14 protein-coding genes are annotated in these 17,267 nt (G+C 38.5%); 3 read left to right on the top strand and 11 right to left on the bottom strand.

The annotated features are described in order from the left end of the window. Positions 1-6: 6 nt before the first annotated feature. Complete coding sequence (locus tag FPK91_RS02755; protein WP_144207655.1) at positions 7-762, bottom strand: hypothetical protein; 756 nt, start codon at positions 760-762, stop codon at positions 7-9. Positions 763-1,245: 483 nt separating this feature from the next. On the opposite strand from FPK91_RS02755, the gene FPK91_RS02750 reads away from it, so the two are divergent. Beyond that, positions 1,246-1,677, top strand: a complete 432-nt coding sequence (locus FPK91_RS02750) for a hypothetical protein (RefSeq protein WP_144207652.1) — start codon at positions 1,246-1,248, stop codon at positions 1,675-1,677. A gap of 51 nt (positions 1,678-1,728) precedes the next feature. On the opposite strand, the gene FPK91_RS02745 is transcribed toward FPK91_RS02750, so the two are convergent. The 5 genes from FPK91_RS02745 to FPK91_RS02725 form a co-directional block, all read right to left on the bottom strand. Continuing rightward, entirely contained in the window at positions 1,729-2,139 is a 411-nt protein-coding gene (locus tag FPK91_RS02745; RefSeq protein WP_144207649.1) for a GNAT family N-acetyltransferase, read from the bottom strand. A 28-nt stretch (positions 2,140-2,167) separates the two neighbouring features. Then, the gene (locus FPK91_RS02740) at positions 2,168-3,010 is read right to left on the bottom strand and encodes a hypothetical protein (RefSeq protein ID WP_144207645.1); all 843 of its coding nucleotides are present in this window, start codon (positions 3,008-3,010) and stop codon (positions 2,168-2,170) included. Between the two features lie 154 nt (positions 3,011-3,164). After that, a complete protein-coding gene (locus FPK91_RS02735; RefSeq protein ID WP_144207642.1) occupies positions 3,165-3,902 on the bottom strand; it encodes a SapC family protein in 738 nt (245 codons plus the stop codon). A gap of 24 nt (positions 3,903-3,926) precedes the next feature. Further along, a complete protein-coding gene (locus tag FPK91_RS02730; RefSeq protein ID WP_144207639.1) occupies positions 3,927-5,549 on the bottom strand; it encodes a tryptophan halogenase family protein in 1,623 nt (540 codons plus the stop codon). A 125-nt stretch (positions 5,550-5,674) separates the two neighbouring features. Beyond that, positions 5,675-8,449 carry a TonB-dependent receptor gene (locus tag FPK91_RS02725; RefSeq protein WP_144207636.1) on the bottom strand — a complete coding sequence of 925 codons (2,775 nt, stop codon included), beginning with the start codon at positions 8,447-8,449 and terminating at the stop codon, positions 5,675-5,677. A gap of 475 nt (positions 8,450-8,924) precedes the next feature. Between FPK91_RS02725 and FPK91_RS02720 the strand changes: the two genes are divergently transcribed. Next, positions 8,925-10,970, top strand: coding sequence for a CRTAC1 family protein (locus FPK91_RS02720; protein WP_144207634.1), 2,046 nt, complete (start codon positions 8,925-8,927; stop codon positions 10,968-10,970). Here FPK91_RS02720 and FPK91_RS02715 read toward each other — a convergent pair. After that, on the bottom strand, positions 10,967-12,070 hold the full coding sequence (locus tag FPK91_RS02715; RefSeq protein WP_144207631.1) for an acyltransferase family protein: 1,104 nt from the start codon (positions 12,068-12,070) through the stop codon (positions 10,967-10,969). The two genes, FPK91_RS02720 and FPK91_RS02715, sit on opposite strands and share 4 nt — an antisense overlap. Before the next feature lie 220 nt (positions 12,071-12,290). On the opposite strand from FPK91_RS02715, the gene FPK91_RS02710 reads away from it, so the two are divergent. After that, on the top strand, positions 12,291-12,470 hold the full coding sequence (locus FPK91_RS02710; protein WP_144207626.1) for a DUF6435 family protein: 180 nt from the start codon (positions 12,291-12,293) through the stop codon (positions 12,468-12,470). Positions 12,471-12,608: 138 nt separating this feature from the next. Here FPK91_RS02710 and aldA read toward each other — a convergent pair whose 3' ends face one another. From aldA to FPK91_RS02690, 4 genes are read right to left on the bottom strand one after another with little or no spacing between them, the layout of a single operon-like run. Beyond that, complete coding sequence (gene aldA / locus FPK91_RS02705) at positions 12,609-14,057, bottom strand: aldehyde dehydrogenase (protein WP_144207623.1); 1,449 nt, start codon at positions 14,055-14,057, stop codon at positions 12,609-12,611. A gap of 4 nt (positions 14,058-14,061) precedes the next feature. Further along, positions 14,062-14,826, bottom strand: coding sequence for an SDR family NAD(P)-dependent oxidoreductase (locus FPK91_RS02700; protein ID WP_144207621.1), 765 nt, complete (start codon positions 14,824-14,826; stop codon positions 14,062-14,064). A 12-nt stretch (positions 14,827-14,838) separates the two neighbouring features. Beyond that, on the bottom strand, positions 14,839-15,870 hold the full coding sequence (locus FPK91_RS02695) for a zinc-dependent alcohol dehydrogenase (RefSeq protein WP_144207619.1): 1,032 nt from the start codon (positions 15,868-15,870) through the stop codon (positions 14,839-14,841). Between the two features lie 10 nt (positions 15,871-15,880). Then, complete coding sequence (locus FPK91_RS02690; RefSeq protein WP_193559178.1) at positions 15,881-16,990, bottom strand: mandelate racemase/muconate lactonizing enzyme family protein; 1,110 nt, start codon at positions 16,988-16,990, stop codon at positions 15,881-15,883. Positions 16,991-17,267: the final 277 nt, after the last annotated feature.

The raw sequence follows: 17,267 nt of genomic DNA, 5'->3' as shown, positions 1-17,267 counted from the left end.
TAAAATCTAATTCCAAGTTTGTTCAATTGAAGACAAGAAAACAACTCTATAATTTGAAAGTATTGCAGTATGTCCTGCTGTAAACATCGCAAATGATGCATCAACAGGTTCAGTAATACTATTACTTGTCACTTCGACAGTTAACGGCGGAAACAGCATTGTACTCGCAGCCAATATAATATCTTGTGCTTCAGTTCTAGCATAATCTGTATTACTCAAAGATGCTGTTGAAATTATTGATAGTTCTGAATCAGAAACTGGATCTGTCACTGAGGTATTAACGAGTTTAGCGATTGACTCTAATGAACTATTTGCCAAATTCGCGGTATCAAAATCAGTAGGTTCTGATGTTGTGTATTCATAACCACTGTTAAACTCGTAAGTACGACTGTTTTCAAATTCGAAACTGGCTGTGGCACTATCAGCAGGTAAATGAAATATTATGCGACTAGCATTTGTGCTTTTAGCATAATCATTTTTAAGCAAAACGTTATTAAAAGTGTATTCAACTCTCACTTCTTGTTGATTGGTATTTTCATTTAAAGTGCTGACGCAGTGAACTTTAATTTTAGAGGTAGCGGTACATAGTCTATTAATGTTTGATTCAGATAGACCTAATTGAAGTGCTTCACTTTTAAAGGTTTTATCAATTTTTGCATCATCGTCACCATTATCTGGGTCTAAAATGCCATCGATCAAATCACAACCACCAACATTTAAACAAAGCAAACCTACAGCAAATATTTTTAATTTAGCATTCATTAACTGACAACCTATATAACGATAATTGATAATACTAGACACACGTTAACATTGTTTTTATTAGTAAAATAGTCAAAGTCACTAGATTGAAGATAGCTTTGAAATTATTAATGCTTTAGTAACGGCATATTAATAGTGAGTTAACCTTTTAACTCACTATTCTTCTTTTTGTTGTAACTGGACATTGCATGAATTTTGCTTCTGGTCTAATCCCTTTGCCTCAGATGGCTACTACAATTTGGACATACAGCGGTTCAGTTTTGGTCCAGGTATCTCAGTCTCTTTTTAAGTCAGCTAATGAACTTCTAATAACGCCTATCGTCTAGAAAGAAGAAAACACTTTGAAGGGTTCAATCCTTCAAACTGTATTCTTAAATGATCAGCATTGTCCTTATGATAATTCCACAAATAAACATAAATGCTTGGATATCTAAAATAAACAAGCTTGATCAATCAGATTAAAATTATTTAGGGTGTTATAAAATGAACAAACTTCTAATCGCTGGTGTACTTATTACCTTGTCGACTGGCGCTGCTGCGCAAAAATTAAATGAAATAGAAGAGCGTCAAGAATTAGATGCATCTATGGAGCAGCTGATCACTTTGGATGAACAAACTGATATTTTCATTACTGTTGATGAAGATGCTAGTTTCGAGCGAATAGCCTATCAAGGGTTTATTACTGACGTTTATAGTGAAATATACGTATCAAGTCATGATGCAAAAGAGATGGGTTTGGAAAAGCTAAAGAAATTTTACATTTATAATGAAACTGACATAGATGCACTTAGCGTAAAAATTGGACTTCAAATTGATCAAGATAAACCAACATCTTTCTCTATCGATTTATACCGAGATTACCAACAAGATTCAGGTAAATTTACTTATGTTGCGCGCATAATTGAGTATAAATAAACCCTAGTCATAACCGGTTAATTACATAGTTAGTTAGCCGGTTTAGCGTTTCTAGATAGATATTATTCTGTTAACAGCATGCCTAAAAATAAGAACAGATCCGAGTCCTTTTCGACAAATTGTTGGGTCGAGGTATAATTTGCTCAGTTCAATTAATTTTTTATTGTGCACTTTCGTTTGTGTATATGATAAAAATCCGACTATTCGACCGTTATCAGTTCTTATTGCATCAGTTCCACAATCTTCATCACTATCACTAAAAGCCTCAATTTCTGCAACTAAGACCTCTTGAGAATTTTCACTTAACACCTTTGCCCATTCATCAATACGTATACCTAAGGTAAAAGACTCAAGGTAACCTGCTTGCATCAACCCCTTAAAGGCTTTAGCCCAAGACGTAAAATGAACATTGGCAATGCCGTTCACGTCTACAACTTGTGCTTTTCTGATATTAAATTGCAAAACCTGGCACCATAATACTTAATAATTTTTATCGCCAATCAGAATCAAGCCAGTTAAACATTGCCAAACTATAATTAACTGCATACATCAATTCTTTTGAATCAGTAGAAAGTGATTCATTCAACCATATTTTAGGATTTCCGACAAAAGAAAAAGCTGCAACCTGTTGGTTATCATAAAAAAACTCTAAACCCGAATGTAAAGATCGCCAAGGCGCAGAATGTCGCTTTTCCAGACCGTTTACCCCGTCAACGATACTTATAATCTCAGAAATACTTTTAATGTCATAGGTCTCATCGTTATTAGATAACGATACTTTCATCGACTCATTTTTATTTGATAACAGACTGAGTGTCCAAACGGAATTATTTTGTTCAATCGTACAAATTAGAAAGGTTTTCTGTCTGAAATTCATATTAGGAGATGTTCGAATTACGGAAGTATTACTGTCTACCGAAATAGTTTCTTTACTCAAGGAGTGAGAAAATATTTCACATTTTGAAGTGGAAACCGAAGCGTCTTCATCATTGATACTAAATGAAAAACGCTGAGTACCTTCAACTTCAAATTCTTCCGTAATAACAGAAAGTACATCATCAAATAATATGTAATTTATAAAGTTGGTGTCTTTGGTTCTATCAATTAGCTCTTTGTCCCGACTAACCCAAGTAGTATTAGATTGAGTGACAGAATATGAGCCAATATCCATATTATATACGGTACCTGACACTCGCCATGTAGGGGTTTCTAGCGTAATCAACTGTGAGCTTGCTTCAAATTCTTTAGAAATGGGAACCGTGCGATCTATTGTTGTTGAGCAAGAACTTAAGCTAAGTAAAAAGATACTTGCTGATATAATGTTTTTTGTCATTGAACACTCTTCTTATAAATTAGGTCTTAGATAGATTTATTGAAAAACTATCTCTCTAAGAAAGATATCCTTAGCTACTCTGACCTAACCTATCAGATAAATACTGAGACTCAATAATTTTAAGTCTCATGGAACGAGTATCATAATCAAAACATTATGCGTCTAACGCCATATTCTTCAAATGTATCAACTTTTGTAAGTTACCCATTGAAGCAATCATTAAGTAACATGCTTGTAAGTAACCATTTCCATGAAGCTCGACTAATGTTGTAGGAGCCAGCTGGGCTAATTGTTCTTCATTAATGACATACAAACCATCAAATTTTTGTTGTCCGTTTGCTAATGTCACTCCAATTTGTACCGCTTCTATTAAGTCATGCGTCACTAGTGATTGTATAAAGCTATCGGTACGAACTATACCTTGAGTAAGAGTAAACACCATTTGATGCATGTCTTTTAAGAATGAACTGGGTTGATCATCATTATCAAATAATGCCTGAGCAGTCAGTTGATTATCTTCAGTCGTTTGTATTCGATTACTGCCCATATCTATTGTTAGTACGGTATTTTCTTTGCTGGCAGGCTCATTAGTATCACCAAGCTTTCCAACCATAAAAGGCTGACGTTTAATGTGCATTGGAATGTAGCTTGATGTCCAAGAATCACCCTTTAAAAATAAGTTCTCTCCAGCTTCAAATCCTAATAACGCGTGTAAACCAAATTGCCCCGTTTCATTATTTTTAAGAAAGCAGCAAGGGTATTCTAATAATAACTGTCTTAATTCATCTGCAATGACTGGGACAAAGTGTATGTTTTCGCCGAACTGCTTACCATGGCCGGTGATAACTTTTGTGTGTTTATGTTGTTCAAGATTAACGATTGTATTGCTCATAAATACTCCTTAGTCATGGCATTGTTATACTTTTTGTAAGCCATATTGATTAATCAAATGGGTCAGTTGCCTATTTGTAGGTAAATTTTGGATCAGTTGCTGTGTCTGTTGATGTGTTTTATCGAAAATAATTTTTGAGTTTACCGTGCTTGCTTCAGATAATAGCCAAGGCGCTGGATTTGTTTTGAACCCCATACCATAAAGTACATATTGATAACTGGCAGCAGGAAAGACTTCAGTGGCATGTGGAAAATCATTATCAGATGGGACTTGATACTGCCAAAGGTCTAACAGGGATTGTAGGCTTTTCGGAATGGTGGCAGGATCCCTATTATCAATCCAAAATTGACTGTCCTGACGTTGACTCAACATATAGTGCAATTTCAAAAAATCAATAATCCGCGCCCAGCGATACAAAAAAGTATCATTAAAACGCTGTGCCATAATTGCCATACTCAATCTATTTACAGGTAATTGTTCTGCAATCATATTGGCTGATATTTCCACCAGTAATAACGCTGACGCTTCAAGTGGTTCTAAAAAACCAGCTGATAAGCCAACTGCTACACAGTTTTTATGCCAAAATTTTTCACTATGGCCAGGGTTGATAGGAATTTTTCGAAATGTCAGTGATTCAATATCGGACACTGAAGATGCTGATAGATATCGCTTTAACTCATTTATCGCAGCTTGTTCCGTAATATATTTACTTGAATAAACATGACCCACTCCACGACGACTTGATAAACCAATGTCCCAAATCCAGCCAGCTGTTTGACCAGTTGAAATGGTATGCGACGCAATAGGACTTTGTTCACTTTCATAAGGGACTTGCACAGCAATTGCGGTATCAACAAATAACACATCTTTGCAGCTTTTAAAGGGCACTTGATAGTGTTCACCTAGCAGCATTGACTTAAAGCCACTGCAATCGATAAACAGATCACCCTCGATGTCGCCACTAGATTGTGTCATTAATGAAGTAATGTAGCCGTCACTGTCGTTATTAACTGCGATGACATCATCAACTACATGTAGCACCTTGAGTTTGCTAATACAGTGCTGCTTTAAGAATTCAGAAAAACAGCCAGCATCGAGATGATATGCATAGTTCGCAACTGCATCATATTCAGCAGTAGTGATGAGTTTAGGAGCTAAACCGGCTTCGCAAATTGATTCTTGAGGAGATAAGGTTTTTGAAAATGACTTGATGCTATCTGCATTGAACCAATGGTTAGCGAGGTTATCTTTAACGCTTCCCCCAGGTAGCATCAATGGATGGTAATAATAATCATCCTTGTCACCTGTCACCCACTTTGCAAATTTGGCGCCTTGCTTAAAAGAAACATGACACTCTTTAACAAAGTCAGTTTCACGAATACCCATATTTTTAAGGGTTGTACGCATCGTTGGCCATGTACCTTCACCCACACCAATGGGAGGCACATTTGAAGATTCAATTAAGGTGATACTAAAATTCGTTTGATGTTGCTGGTTTAGTTTAGCCGCAATAGTGCCTGCACAAATCCAGCCTGCGGTTCCTCCACCAAGGATAACAATGCTTTTCGTTATGTGATTCGCTTTAGTTAATGCTTTGCATTTAAGTGATTTGTTATTGATTGATTCATTTCTGATTGGATTGTTCATATTATCTCCAATTCTTATTGTGAATAAAACTGTCTTCAAAGTTTTCATATAACAATGGCGACTAGGTAATCCAGTCGCCATAGCGTTTAGCTGTGAATATTTTTAATCAATATTAGTACTAACAACTAGAACTTAGCACTTATACCAACAGTAAAGCGTGGTCCATATTGTTCAGCTGATAGTAGTTGTTCTTCAAAACGACCAAAACGACGTACTGTTTCATCAGTTAAATTAAGACCATCTAATGACACTGTGAACGTGTCGTTTATATCGTAGGCAACGCTCATATCAAGTTGACCATAAGCTTCTGTAAAAGTCGGTTCGTTACCTAGAGCTAATAAGAATTCGTCACGCCAGTTATAAGCAATACGAGCTTGGAAACTGTCATTCTCATAGAAAGCCACTAAGTTACCTGAGTCACTTAACCCTGTAAGCGCGATGGTTTGATCAAAATTATATGGGTCAAATGATTCATCACTATTAACAATGGTATAGTTTGCTACCGTACCAAAACCACTTTCACCAAACATGTACTGCGCATTTAACTCCCAACCGTCAACTTCACGGTTTTGTAAGTTATCAGGTGTCGCGACTTCCCAGGTAATGACTGGATCTGTTGCTTGACCTAAACAGTCAGGATTAGGTGTATCCGATTCATCAGGACACCCTGCTCGCGGATTAACACTAGGATCTGTTAGCGGATTGCCATTAACGTCATTAATTGAGCGATTTTCAGTACCTGCACCAATGAAGTTTTCAACATACTTTTTAAAATAACCCGCAGAAGCAAAGCTACCATCATCAAAGTACCACTCTAAGGACAAATCAAAGTTATCTGACGTGATAGGTAAAAGATTCGGATTACCTTGAGATGCGTTAAATGGTCCACCCGGACGTGCATTAACATTGGTTGCCGGGAACATGGCGCTTATGCCAGCGCGTGATAATGTGCGGCTATAAGAAAAACGCGTTACTAGCTCATCAGTTACCGTCATATTGAAATCAAAGTTAGGTAATATTCGAGTGTAGCTTCCGCTTAATTCATCCGCAGTTGGGACATCATCATAGACAGGACGCAATTCTTGACCGTGTCTGTAGTTCATGGCCAGAATACCATTTTGAACTGAGTATGCCGTCACATCAGTATCTTCGTAACGTACACCCACATTCATTTTAACTGGCATATCGTTAAACTCAGTATCAAAATCAAATGATAAATACGCTGCTAAGGTTTCTTCATTTACGCCATTGGTTTTAATATTAGGCTCGGCAAACTTACCCTCACCCTTAATGATATCGATAAACTGGTTTACATCGTATTGTGAGATGTATGGAAATAACTTATCAGCACCAGGAAATTGATCTGCGGTATCGCCAAGAGGCTTAAAGCCAAGTTCTAGATCATCAAGTGGTACATCAACAAATGAGAATGCTTCACTTAGACGTGTATCAATGGAGTAGTCAGTATTCATAATACCGAAATTGATTTTAGTTAATGCACTGTCAGACGATGCATTTTCCCAAGTGCCTGAAAAACGATATTGCTTAACATTGTTTTCCATTGAGTAGCCACGTTTTTGATATAAATCAGAAACGATATTGTCTTTGTTATAAGCCCCGCCTGGTAAATTAGAATCATCAACAATAATTTCAGGGATATCGCCAATGAAATTAGCACCAATTAGCCCAACAGAACCAGATGGGTTCTTTAGGTTACCCAGTGTTTCAGCGGTTTGACCATCAGGATTAGACTCTGAAGTCGAATCATGAATATCAATTTCAAAACTCAGGGTATCAGTGGCTTGCCACTCAATATTTAATCCTAATGAATCATTTTCTTTTTCTTCAAAATATTCCCACGCCCAAAAGTTTAACTCATCGTCTTGATCCCGAGGATTCCATAAGGTGCCGTTAGCATTGGCAGATCCACTCGGATTATCAAACCAAAACGCGGAGCGATTAGTCACACTGGTTTGTTCAAAGCGTGAAATGGTGTAATCAAGTGTGGCAACAACGGAATCAATTGGCTGGATTTGTAAAACAGCTTGAGCATTTTGACGTGTTCTTTCGGTATCCAGTTGCTCAGTTTTAGCTGTCCACGGCGTCCAAATTGCTTGCTCTGGGTTTCTATCAGTATCAATGGCCGATAAATCTACATTGTCACGGCTACGGTTTCTAACCCAGCCATCAGTACCCACTAAATGGGTATGACTATTTCGCTCTGCGTGTGAGGCTGATAATAAGAAACCGACTTTATCATCAGCAAAGGTTTGGCTGATCATGCCTGAAATTTCAGGCGTGACTGAATCACCTTCTTCTACGCTAGTATCGTAAATGCCTTTAGCGCTGACGAATGCTTTAAAACCATCGTAATCAAATGGTCGAGCCGTTGTGATATCAATCGTTGCACCAATACCACCAGACGTAATGTCAGCTTTACCCGTTTTATAAACATTAACTCCGGATACACTTTCTGCAGCAATTTCACGGAAATTGAAACTACGCGACACCCCTTCAGATTGCAGTGCCGATGAATTAGGCATTTGACGACCATTTAATGTCACCAAGTTAAATTCAGGGCCAAAGCCACGAACAGATACCTTGTTACCTTCATTATTTGCACGGTCGATAGAAACACCCGCAATACGCTGTAATGATTCGGCTAAGTTGGTATCAGGTAACTTACCAATATCTTCAGCACTAATAGCATCTACAACACCATCAGAATAACGTTTTGTAGAAGCTGACTTGGTTAATGAACTACGAATTCCTCGTACCTGAATAACCTCAGTTTCTTGTGCTTGTGATTCAGCTGCTAGGTCTTCAGCATGCACTCCAGCACTTGCCGCGATAATCATCGCAGCAGTTAATGAGTTGAGTTTGAACTTACACTGTTTCATCTTAAAACCTTCTTATTATGGGGTTTAAAAGGTGTCGTGCTCACAAGAACAATGAAACGTTATGAGTAACGTGATTGCTAACGGCATAGCGAGGTCTGACCCTGTTAACAATCTAGCTACTTTACACTTAAAGTGTCAACTGTTTTTTGGTGTTAGTTAATTGTTGACAATTATCAATTGATTGCAATAATGAGTCTATTACTCAGTGTTAATGAGTCTTTTTAATCTTTACCACGTTAAGTGCTCTAACCGATATTAAGTTAGTAAGCCAATGTAATAATTGATTTATTAAACTTTAACTTTTTCTGATTCTATATGTGAATGAGCTAGTTTTTCATAACTAAAACAGCTTACTTCAACCATAAATTAAAGCTGCATTTAATACTTAATAATAAAAACGCTTAGACTAATGAATTAGCACTTTGTTAACAATAAGGTTCAGTACTCCCCATTTTACTCATACTAAGGACGGACAATGCTCGCTACAAAACAGACCACTACGCACTCCAATAATCGGGCCATTAAGCCCCATTTATGTGTTGGGTTAAGTACCATTGCTTTATTACTCGCAGGTTGCTACTCAGTTAGCAATGCCGATACACCTACTAAGTTAATCGTCCCCCAATTTTCAAACGTAACGAAGCAAGCTAAGTTAACCTCTGTACCCGCATGGAAATATGGTGGTCCAAGTGTCGCTGATATTAATAATGATGGACTTTATGATTTTGCTTTAACTAATCACGACTCGACACCTATCCAACTCTTTACTGCAAATTCTGATAAGCAAACATATCAACAGCAAGCTGCGCCCTTCCCTAGAGCTGATGCCCATGGTTTAGCATTTGGTGATTACGATCTCGATGGAGATAGCGATTTGTTGATAGCACTTGGGGGGGGGAACGGCACATCACCACAACCACAACGGTTATTACGTAATGATAATGGCAAGTTTGTCGACGTCACCTCACAAGCAGGACTTGCTGATATGGGCGCTCGAGGCCGTACAGTAAGATGGATAGATATAGATTTAGACGGTGATTTAGACTTTTTGCAAATTAATGCCGAGCAAATGATGGGAGAGACTATTCCAAGAAATATCATTTTTGAAAATTTAGGCGATGGCACCTTTACTTATCGAACCAGTCCCGCTTTTGAACATTTAGATGCTGAACGTGTATTAGTCAGTGATATTAATGGCGATAACATTGCCGATCTATTGGCGTTTTCACCTTACTCTCCATTGAGTGTTTGGTTAGGTAACACCGATTTTCAATTTACTGATGTATCTACAACCTATTTAAGTTCTGAATCAACAAACCTTTCACCGATAAACGATATTAGAAATGTCATGGCAATGGCTCAAACTGATATCGATAACGATGGTGATATGGATTTTTACTTAGCTAGAGGTAAAGCACACTATCAAATAGCAAATAACGCTGTTGATTTTGATACGACAAAGCAGCGGCTAGATATACGTGATGAAGGCAATAAGAGCCACGATGGTATTAGCTTTAATGCCATTGGAGATATAACCCTAACTGATTTTTATCACTTTCCTCGAGGTGCTAAAAAAAGAACGTTGCCGTTATTTTTGGGGAAAAATAAAATCGCCAAAGAAACACCGACAACTGAATTAATTGTTAGCCCCAGCCAAGCCATTGGGTTTCCCGATGTGATAGACAAAAGTGGGTGGTATTTAGGTTATATTACTGACACAGAAGACACAAACTCACAGGGGAAATGGCGCTTAGAGTGGTTATTAGAAGACAATTTTGCGTGGGATATTAGAGCTTCTGTCATAGGTGTTAATGCGGTCACCCCTGACTGGGTACCGCAAAACCTAAATGTCGCTGATATTTTATTAAGAAATGATAATAATCAACTTGTCGACATCAGCGATCAACTTCCCTCACAGAGTCAAAGTAATAACTGGGGCGTTATTAGTGCCGATTTTAATAACGACAGCCATAATGATTTTTTTGTTTATCGATTTGGCGGGTTAAATCAACGTATTAATGATGTGATGCTTCTTAATACGGGTGAAAATGAATTTAACGCTGATGAAACTCACAATGCCACAGTATTGAGTGTTGATAATATAGAGACTCAGGCACACGGGGATATGGGCAGCGCTTTTGATAGTAATCAAGATGGCTTTGTCGACATACTCAGTGGAGACGATGATAATGGCAACTGGTATTTATTTCAAAATACCCTACCGACGATGGCAAATCTGCAGCAAAACGCTAATCATCTCACCGTTCAAGTTGGTTACTCGGCAAACGGTATCGACCCTATGGCTGCTGAAGTCACCATAACAACCGCACAAAAACAACAATATCAATGGATTGGTTCTAGCAGTGCCAGCCACTCGCAAAGCCTTAATAATATTGTTCACTTTGGTTTAGGTAAAAATACACAAGTAGATAAAGTGCTCGTGCGTTGGCGTGATGGTACTGAGCAAGTTCAGCACCAACTACAGGCTAATTCAAAAGTGAGTTTTGGACAAAAACCTTAAGCGCCGATTAATTTCCGAGAATACTTACCTGTGATCTTTTGTATGATCCAGGTAAGTAACATGCTCATTAGAATTGACCCAATTAAACTAGCCAAGCCTAGCAAACCGATTTCAACAACAGATCTTGTCGCTAATATCCATGTTTGCGCTGCGTATATTATCCATCCCATGCAATAGACATGAATGAAGTACACTGAAAAAGCCATGCCCCCTAAGCGCGATAAAAACCTGAATACGTAATTACGCAGCGTATCAGATTTACGTTCCTTAGTATCTCGAAACCTAGACTGGTATTTAACATTACAAACGCAATCTAACCACTGAATAACTAAACCTGCGAATAACAATTTTTGAATATAGATTAATGACTGCCTCATCGAGAACCAGCCAAACTCAGGAAAATCGGTAAAATAACTTAAACAAATAAATATACTGCTAATCACAACGCCACTGAAGACAGCAATTTGGTAGCGCTTAAACCATGCCAATACTTGCTGATAATAACGCCCTACGAATAAACCGACCGTGTACGCACCAATAAAATAAACAAAGGTTTGTGGTTTTAAAAAATCTGGAAAAGGACTCCTGGAGATGACTAACGGCGCTAGCATGATTAACACGCTAACAATAACGCGTTTATTGTTGTTAATCAGATGCCATAAAAATGGTGTTAATACATATAAGCTTAATAGCACCGGTATGTACCATAAGTGAATGTTAGCTTGACCATAGAGAAGTGCCATTGCAAAACCCGTAAAACCACCTGAATCACCTTCCCAACCGCCATATAGAGAGTAATAAAACAGTGAGATAACCGAGTATGGTAATACTACATTTAATAACTTATTTTTATAGAAGCTTAAATAGGATCGATCTGATAATACTAAACTAAATAACAATCCTGATATCAATGCAAAATACAATGTTGAGCCATGAAACAGGGATTCAGTAACTGCAAACAAGGTTTCTAAAGCAGTACTATCTAACTGCCCTGTCCAAAAGATCATAAATGACCACGCATGCGCGCCAACAATAGCGATGATGGCAAGACCTCTAAACAAATGTAGAGGCTCGATGAATTGTGGTTGTGATGTGTGCATGGTACTGAACAGCCTTAATTAGCCAACCCTTAAGTATTCAGTAACCTAGATTGATAATGACGATAATTCAACCACAGAGGCTATACATACGATTGTAATCAAACTTTTATTTTGCTTTTGTAAACTATTTCAGCGTTCAACCGTATAACCCTTATATAAGTGACAATACAACATGATACTCATTCTGTATTGTCGTTTCCCGAAATATAAGGACTAAGTTATGTTTGGTTTGTTTAAACGAAATCCCGTCAAACAATTGCGTGTGCAGTACGATAGTAAACTTGAACAAGCAATGCATGCCCAAAGAAAAGGGGATATTAAAGGTTATGCTGAGTTAACATCAGAATCTGAAAATATCTGGCAGCAAATTGTATTAGCTGAACGACAAAAGTCAGCTTGAATAATTAACAAATAAACACTGTCGCAATGTATAAACGAGTCAATAAAAAAGCCAATTGAATGTATTCAATTGGCTTACCGATACTGAAATTAATCAGAGGTTATATCAATTAGAGACTGACTAATCTAACGTTTACTCTTACGCTTCATTAAAGTATACGGTTTTCTTTTCAACATACTGCTCTAAACCATACTTACCGTCTTCACCACCAACACCACTCATTTTCCAACCATTATGGAAACCTTGATGTTGCTCCCCTAACCCACGATTAACATACACTTCACCCACTTCCATTTCTGCAATAGAGCGGTGAATGTAATCTAAACTTTTGGTGTAAAGGTAAGCAGATAAACCATACTCACTATCGTTGGTATAAGTGATAGCATCATCAATGCTGTGAATTTTAATGATAGGTAATACTGGGCCAAAAGTTTCTTCATGAACCAAAATATTATTCTGCTCTACATCTACCAGCACTGTTGGCTCATACCAGTTTCCGCCTTCAAAACCTGCAACCTCAGCAACTTTCCCACCTGTGGCAAGTTTCGCGCCTTGTTTAATGCTTTCTTCAACCAAGCTGTGAATATTATTAATCTCACTTTGGTTAACTTTTGGCCCCATATCAGAACTTGGGTCCATTGGGTTACCCACTTTAAGTGCTTGCACTTTAGGGATGAATTTAGCAATAAAGGCATCATAAACATCGGCGTGAACATATAGACGTTCTGCGCAAGTACAAACCTGACCACAATTAGCAAAACGTGCAACTACGGCATCGTCCACAGCTTTATCTAAATCAGCATCTTCCATCACAATAAACGGCGCTTTACCACCAAGTTCTAGCATCACTGGCGTTAAATGCTTGCTACTGGCCTGATAGATAATTTGGCCAGCACGGGTACTACCCGTCATGGTTATCAGCTCTGTAATAGGGCTTTCACATAAATGTTGGCCGACAATAGAGCCACTACCATTAATGATGTTCAGTACACCTGGTGGTATACCCGCTTCATTAGCAATACGACCTAACTCCATTGTTGCAAGGGGCGTTTCTTGGGTCGGTTTAACAACAATACTGTTACCCGTGATCAATGCTGGGCCAATTTTTCTACCAGCTAAAGCTAACGGGAAATTCCACGCTGTAATCGCAACCACTACACCTTTCGGCACTTTATGAATGTAAATCTTTTCGTTTTCATTATCAGAAGGTAAAATATCACCTTGTAAGGTCAACGCATTATCACAAGCATATTCAACAAATGTAGCAGTGGCATTCACTTCCATGCGGGCAACATCAATCAATTTACCTTGCTCTTTTACTAAGAGCTCTGCTAACGATTCGGCGCTAACTCGAATACCATCAGCAAATTTACGTAAGATAACGGCACGTGCTCTAGGGGTCTTTTTCGCCCAAAGCTTTTGAGCCTGCTGAGCAATTTCTAATGCATCTTGTGCATCATCAACACACCCTTTTGGAATTACACCGACTAACTCTCCAGTACTCGGTGAAAATACTGAAATAGTGCCATCAGATTTTGACGGTACGTACTCACCATTAATAAAATTTACGTTATTTCTAATTTCCATGACTTTATCTTCCCATCCAACCGCCATCAACCAACAAAATACCGCCATTCATATAATCAGAAGCTGCGGAAGCTAAAAATACTGTCGGTCCTTTAAAATCATCAGGTGTTCCCCATCGCCCTTGTGGGATCCGCTCTAAAATAGATTTAGAACGCACAGGGTCATCACGCAGTGCTTCAGTATTATCAGTGGCAATGTAACCTGGTGCAATAGCATTAACATTAACGCCTTTACCAGCCCATTCGTTTGCAAGTGCTTTTGTTAGCTGACCAATAGCCCCTTTACTTGCTGCATAGCCAGGAACAGTAATGCCACCTTGAAATGTTAACAATGAAGCAGTGAAAATAATTTTTCCTTCACCACGTGCAACCATCTCTTTACCAATTTCACGGCTTAAAATAAATTGAGAATTTAGATTTATCTCAATGATTTTATCCCAATATTCATCGCGGTGCTCAGTTGCTGGCTCACGTAATATAGAACCCGCATTATTCACTAGAATATCGATATTTTTATGCTGAGCTTTTACTGTTTCAATAAAGTGATAAAGGCTTTGTCTGTCTGAAAAGTCACATTGATATGGATAGAATTTTTTTCCTGCCGCTTGAACATTCTTTTCCACATCAGAACCCGATGCTGCAAGACTTGCTGATACGCCAATGATATCAGCGCCAGCTTCAGCGAGCGCTTCTGCCATTGCTTTACCAATACCGCGACTACAGCCCGTTACTAAGGCAACTTTACCTGTTAAATCAAATTTATTAAGCATTTTGTTACCTTATTAACCGTTTAGTTTTTCTTCGCATGAAACCAGTGCTTTCATACCAATTGGATTATTATCCATACTAGCAAAAGCATTACTAATATTCTCTAAGTCGCTGATAGATGTAATGAAAGGTTCTAAATCGATCTTACCAGCAGCAACAAGTTCAATCGCCATATCAAAATCAGCATGTTCGTATACTCGTGCGCCTAGCAGCTCAAGTTCTTTCCAGAAGAATTGGAACAAATCAACTTGTGGTTTTTGAGCATGAATCGCCACCATGCAAATACGGCCTCTAACAGCCGCTACTTGAACCATTGAATCGACAGCAGGTTGTACACCAGAAACCTCAAATACCACATCTGCGCCCTTTCCATTTGTCCAATCTTGTACGTATTGTGCTAAGTCTTGCTCGATTGGGTTAACTGTTGGGATATCAAATTTATTTGAAAAGCTGCGGCGACTTTCATTAGGCTCTGAAATGATCACTTCAGCCCCGACGGATTTAGCCACTAACGCTACAAGTTGACCAATAGGGCCGCCACCAATAACAACCGCTTTTTCACCGGCTTTAAGACGTGAACGTGAAATATCATGACAAGCCACTGACAATGGTTCAATTAACGCGCCTTGCTTCAAACTGACGTTAGCTGGCAGTTTGTGCAAAGTACGCGATTTAACCGTCCATGAATTTTGAAAAGCGCCTGGAGTATCAATCCCCATAAACTTAAGATTCTGACATACATGCGTATGGCCTGCATCACAGGCAGGACAATCGCCACACCAATCTAAAGGACGTACAACAACACGTTCACCAACACTGTAGCCGCTGACATTTTTGCCTAGCTCGGCGATGGTGCCAGAAATTTCATGACCAATGGTATGTGGCGGATTAACACGTTGATCCATTACGCCGTGATAAATGTGCATATCAGTACCACAAATACCCACGTAACCTACGTTCAATCGAACTTCATCGTCTGCAGGAGCAACTGGTGAAGCCTCAATAATTTTAAATGACTTGTTACCGATATATTGAGCAGCTTGCATATAATTTACCTTATGAACTCATTTTTAAATGGGGTGTTAATAACGCATCGTCAAAGACAACACCGGTACCAGCAATATTCGGCGCAACAGCTTTGCCGTTAACGATTCTTAGCGGTGTGGTGGTGTATTCATCGATGGGGAATGAATGGACTTCTAAATATCCAGAATGGGGTTGAGACGCTAACAAACTCACGTGCAACTCATGCATACCATGACTGCAAACAGGTAAATTATTGGCATAAGCTAACTGCGCCACCATCAAAAATCCGGTAATGCCGCCAATGTTTGAAGCATCTGGTTGTAAAAAACCTAATTTGGATTGTTGAATTGCATAGGTAAACTCATGAATAGTATGTAAGTTCTCGCCCATTGCAAGTGGGATGCTAGTCGCATCGGTAATGTCGGCATAACCTTGATAATCATCTGGAATGGTCGGCTCTTCAAACCATTTAATGTCGCAATGAGTAATAGCATTCGAGAATCTGATTGCTTGCTCTTTCGTCATTGAGTAATTGGCATCAACCATGAAAATACGATCTTGACCTATCAGCTCTCTAACAGCTTCAACGCGCTTTACGTCTTCTTTGTAGTTGGCTTTACCTACCTTGATTTTTACTGCTTCAAAGCCGCGATCTAAATAACCTTGGATGTTATTAAGCAGTTTAGGTTGGTCAAAATTTAAATCGATACCACCAGCATAACAATTAACAGTATTACTATGACCACCAGCAACTTTCCAAAGTGGTAAGTCTAAATTTTTGCATTTGATATCCCATAATGCGATATCAACAGCTGAAATAGCGAAACTCAATAAACCACCACGGCCGACATAGTGAAAATGCCATTGCATTTCATCCCAAATCGCCATGATATCTGCTGCGTCTTTACCTAGTAATAGGGGTTTCATTTCATCGTTAAGCAATGAATAAATGGCTCTGCCCCCTTTACCACCAGTATAAGTGTAGCCAACACCTTCAACACCATCAGCCGTTTTAATACGGGTTAAGATCAATTCAAAATGAGTGTGATCGCCATGTTTTGCATCAGACAAAACTTCTGCTAGCGGTACTTGGTAATACTCAACCTTTATCGACTCAATCTTATTGGTCTGTTTTATCATTAAATCACCCATTACAAATACTAAAAACAGTTTATTGTTAACAATCTACACTGGGAGGTTTGTTATGTAAAGTGAATGTTATGAGAATTTCGGGAACTGATTCATCTTTTCGATGAATTAATAACATCAGAATTGACAGCGGTTACCTACCCTTGCCAACAAGCAGTTTTAATAACCCGCTAAGAAGTGATTCAAACGCTGTCGGTTTGAACCATTTAATAGAGAGTTATACTGAATTAAGATAAAAAGTAAGTGATACGTGTAGCAGTATTTTGGA

Origin of the sequence: Shewanella donghaensis (assembly GCF_007567505.1) — a bacterium.
Taxonomy (GTDB): domain Bacteria; phylum Pseudomonadota; class Gammaproteobacteria; order Enterobacterales; family Shewanellaceae; genus Shewanella; species Shewanella donghaensis.
This window is presented reverse-complemented; position numbering and strand designations above follow the sequence as displayed.

What these genes read in the sequence shown, in the direction of transcription:
- FPK91_RS02720 (WP_144207634.1), top strand. Translation starts at nt 8,925, where the DNA reads ATGCTCGCTACAAAACAGACCACTACGCACTCCAATAATCGGGCCATT.
- FPK91_RS02695 (WP_144207619.1), bottom strand. Translation starts at nt 15,870, where the DNA reads ATGCAAGCTGCTCAATATATCGGTAACAAGTCATTTAAAATTATTGAG.
- aldA (WP_144207623.1), bottom strand. Translation starts at nt 14,057, where the DNA reads ATGGAAATTAGAAATAACGTAAATTTTATTAATGGTGAGTACGTACCG.
- FPK91_RS02715 (WP_144207631.1), bottom strand. Translation starts at nt 12,070, where the DNA reads ATGCACACATCACAACCACAATTCATCGAGCCTCTACATTTGTTTAGA.
- FPK91_RS02710 (WP_144207626.1), top strand. Translation starts at nt 12,291, where the DNA reads ATGTTTGGTTTGTTTAAACGAAATCCCGTCAAACAATTGCGTGTGCAG.
- FPK91_RS02755 (WP_144207655.1), bottom strand. Translation starts at nt 762, where the DNA reads ATGAATGCTAAATTAAAAATATTTGCTGTAGGTTTGCTTTGTTTAAAT.
- FPK91_RS02730 (WP_144207639.1), bottom strand. Translation starts at nt 5,549, where the DNA reads ATGAACAATCCAATCAGAAATGAATCAATCAATAACAAATCACTTAAA.
- FPK91_RS02750 (WP_144207652.1), top strand. Translation starts at nt 1,246, where the DNA reads ATGAACAAACTTCTAATCGCTGGTGTACTTATTACCTTGTCGACTGGC.
- FPK91_RS02690 (WP_193559178.1), bottom strand. Translation starts at nt 16,990, where the DNA reads ATGATAAAACAGACCAATAAGATTGAGTCGATAAAGGTTGAGTATTAC.
- FPK91_RS02725 (WP_144207636.1), bottom strand. Translation starts at nt 8,449, where the DNA reads ATGAAACAGTGTAAGTTCAAACTCAACTCATTAACTGCTGCGATGATT.
- FPK91_RS02700 (WP_144207621.1), bottom strand. Translation starts at nt 14,826, where the DNA reads ATGCTTAATAAATTTGATTTAACAGGTAAAGTTGCCTTAGTAACGGGC.
- FPK91_RS02740 (WP_144207645.1), bottom strand. Translation starts at nt 3,010, where the DNA reads ATGACAAAAAACATTATATCAGCAAGTATCTTTTTACTTAGCTTAAGT.
- FPK91_RS02735 (WP_144207642.1), bottom strand. Translation starts at nt 3,902, where the DNA reads ATGAGCAATACAATCGTTAATCTTGAACAACATAAACACACAAAAGTT.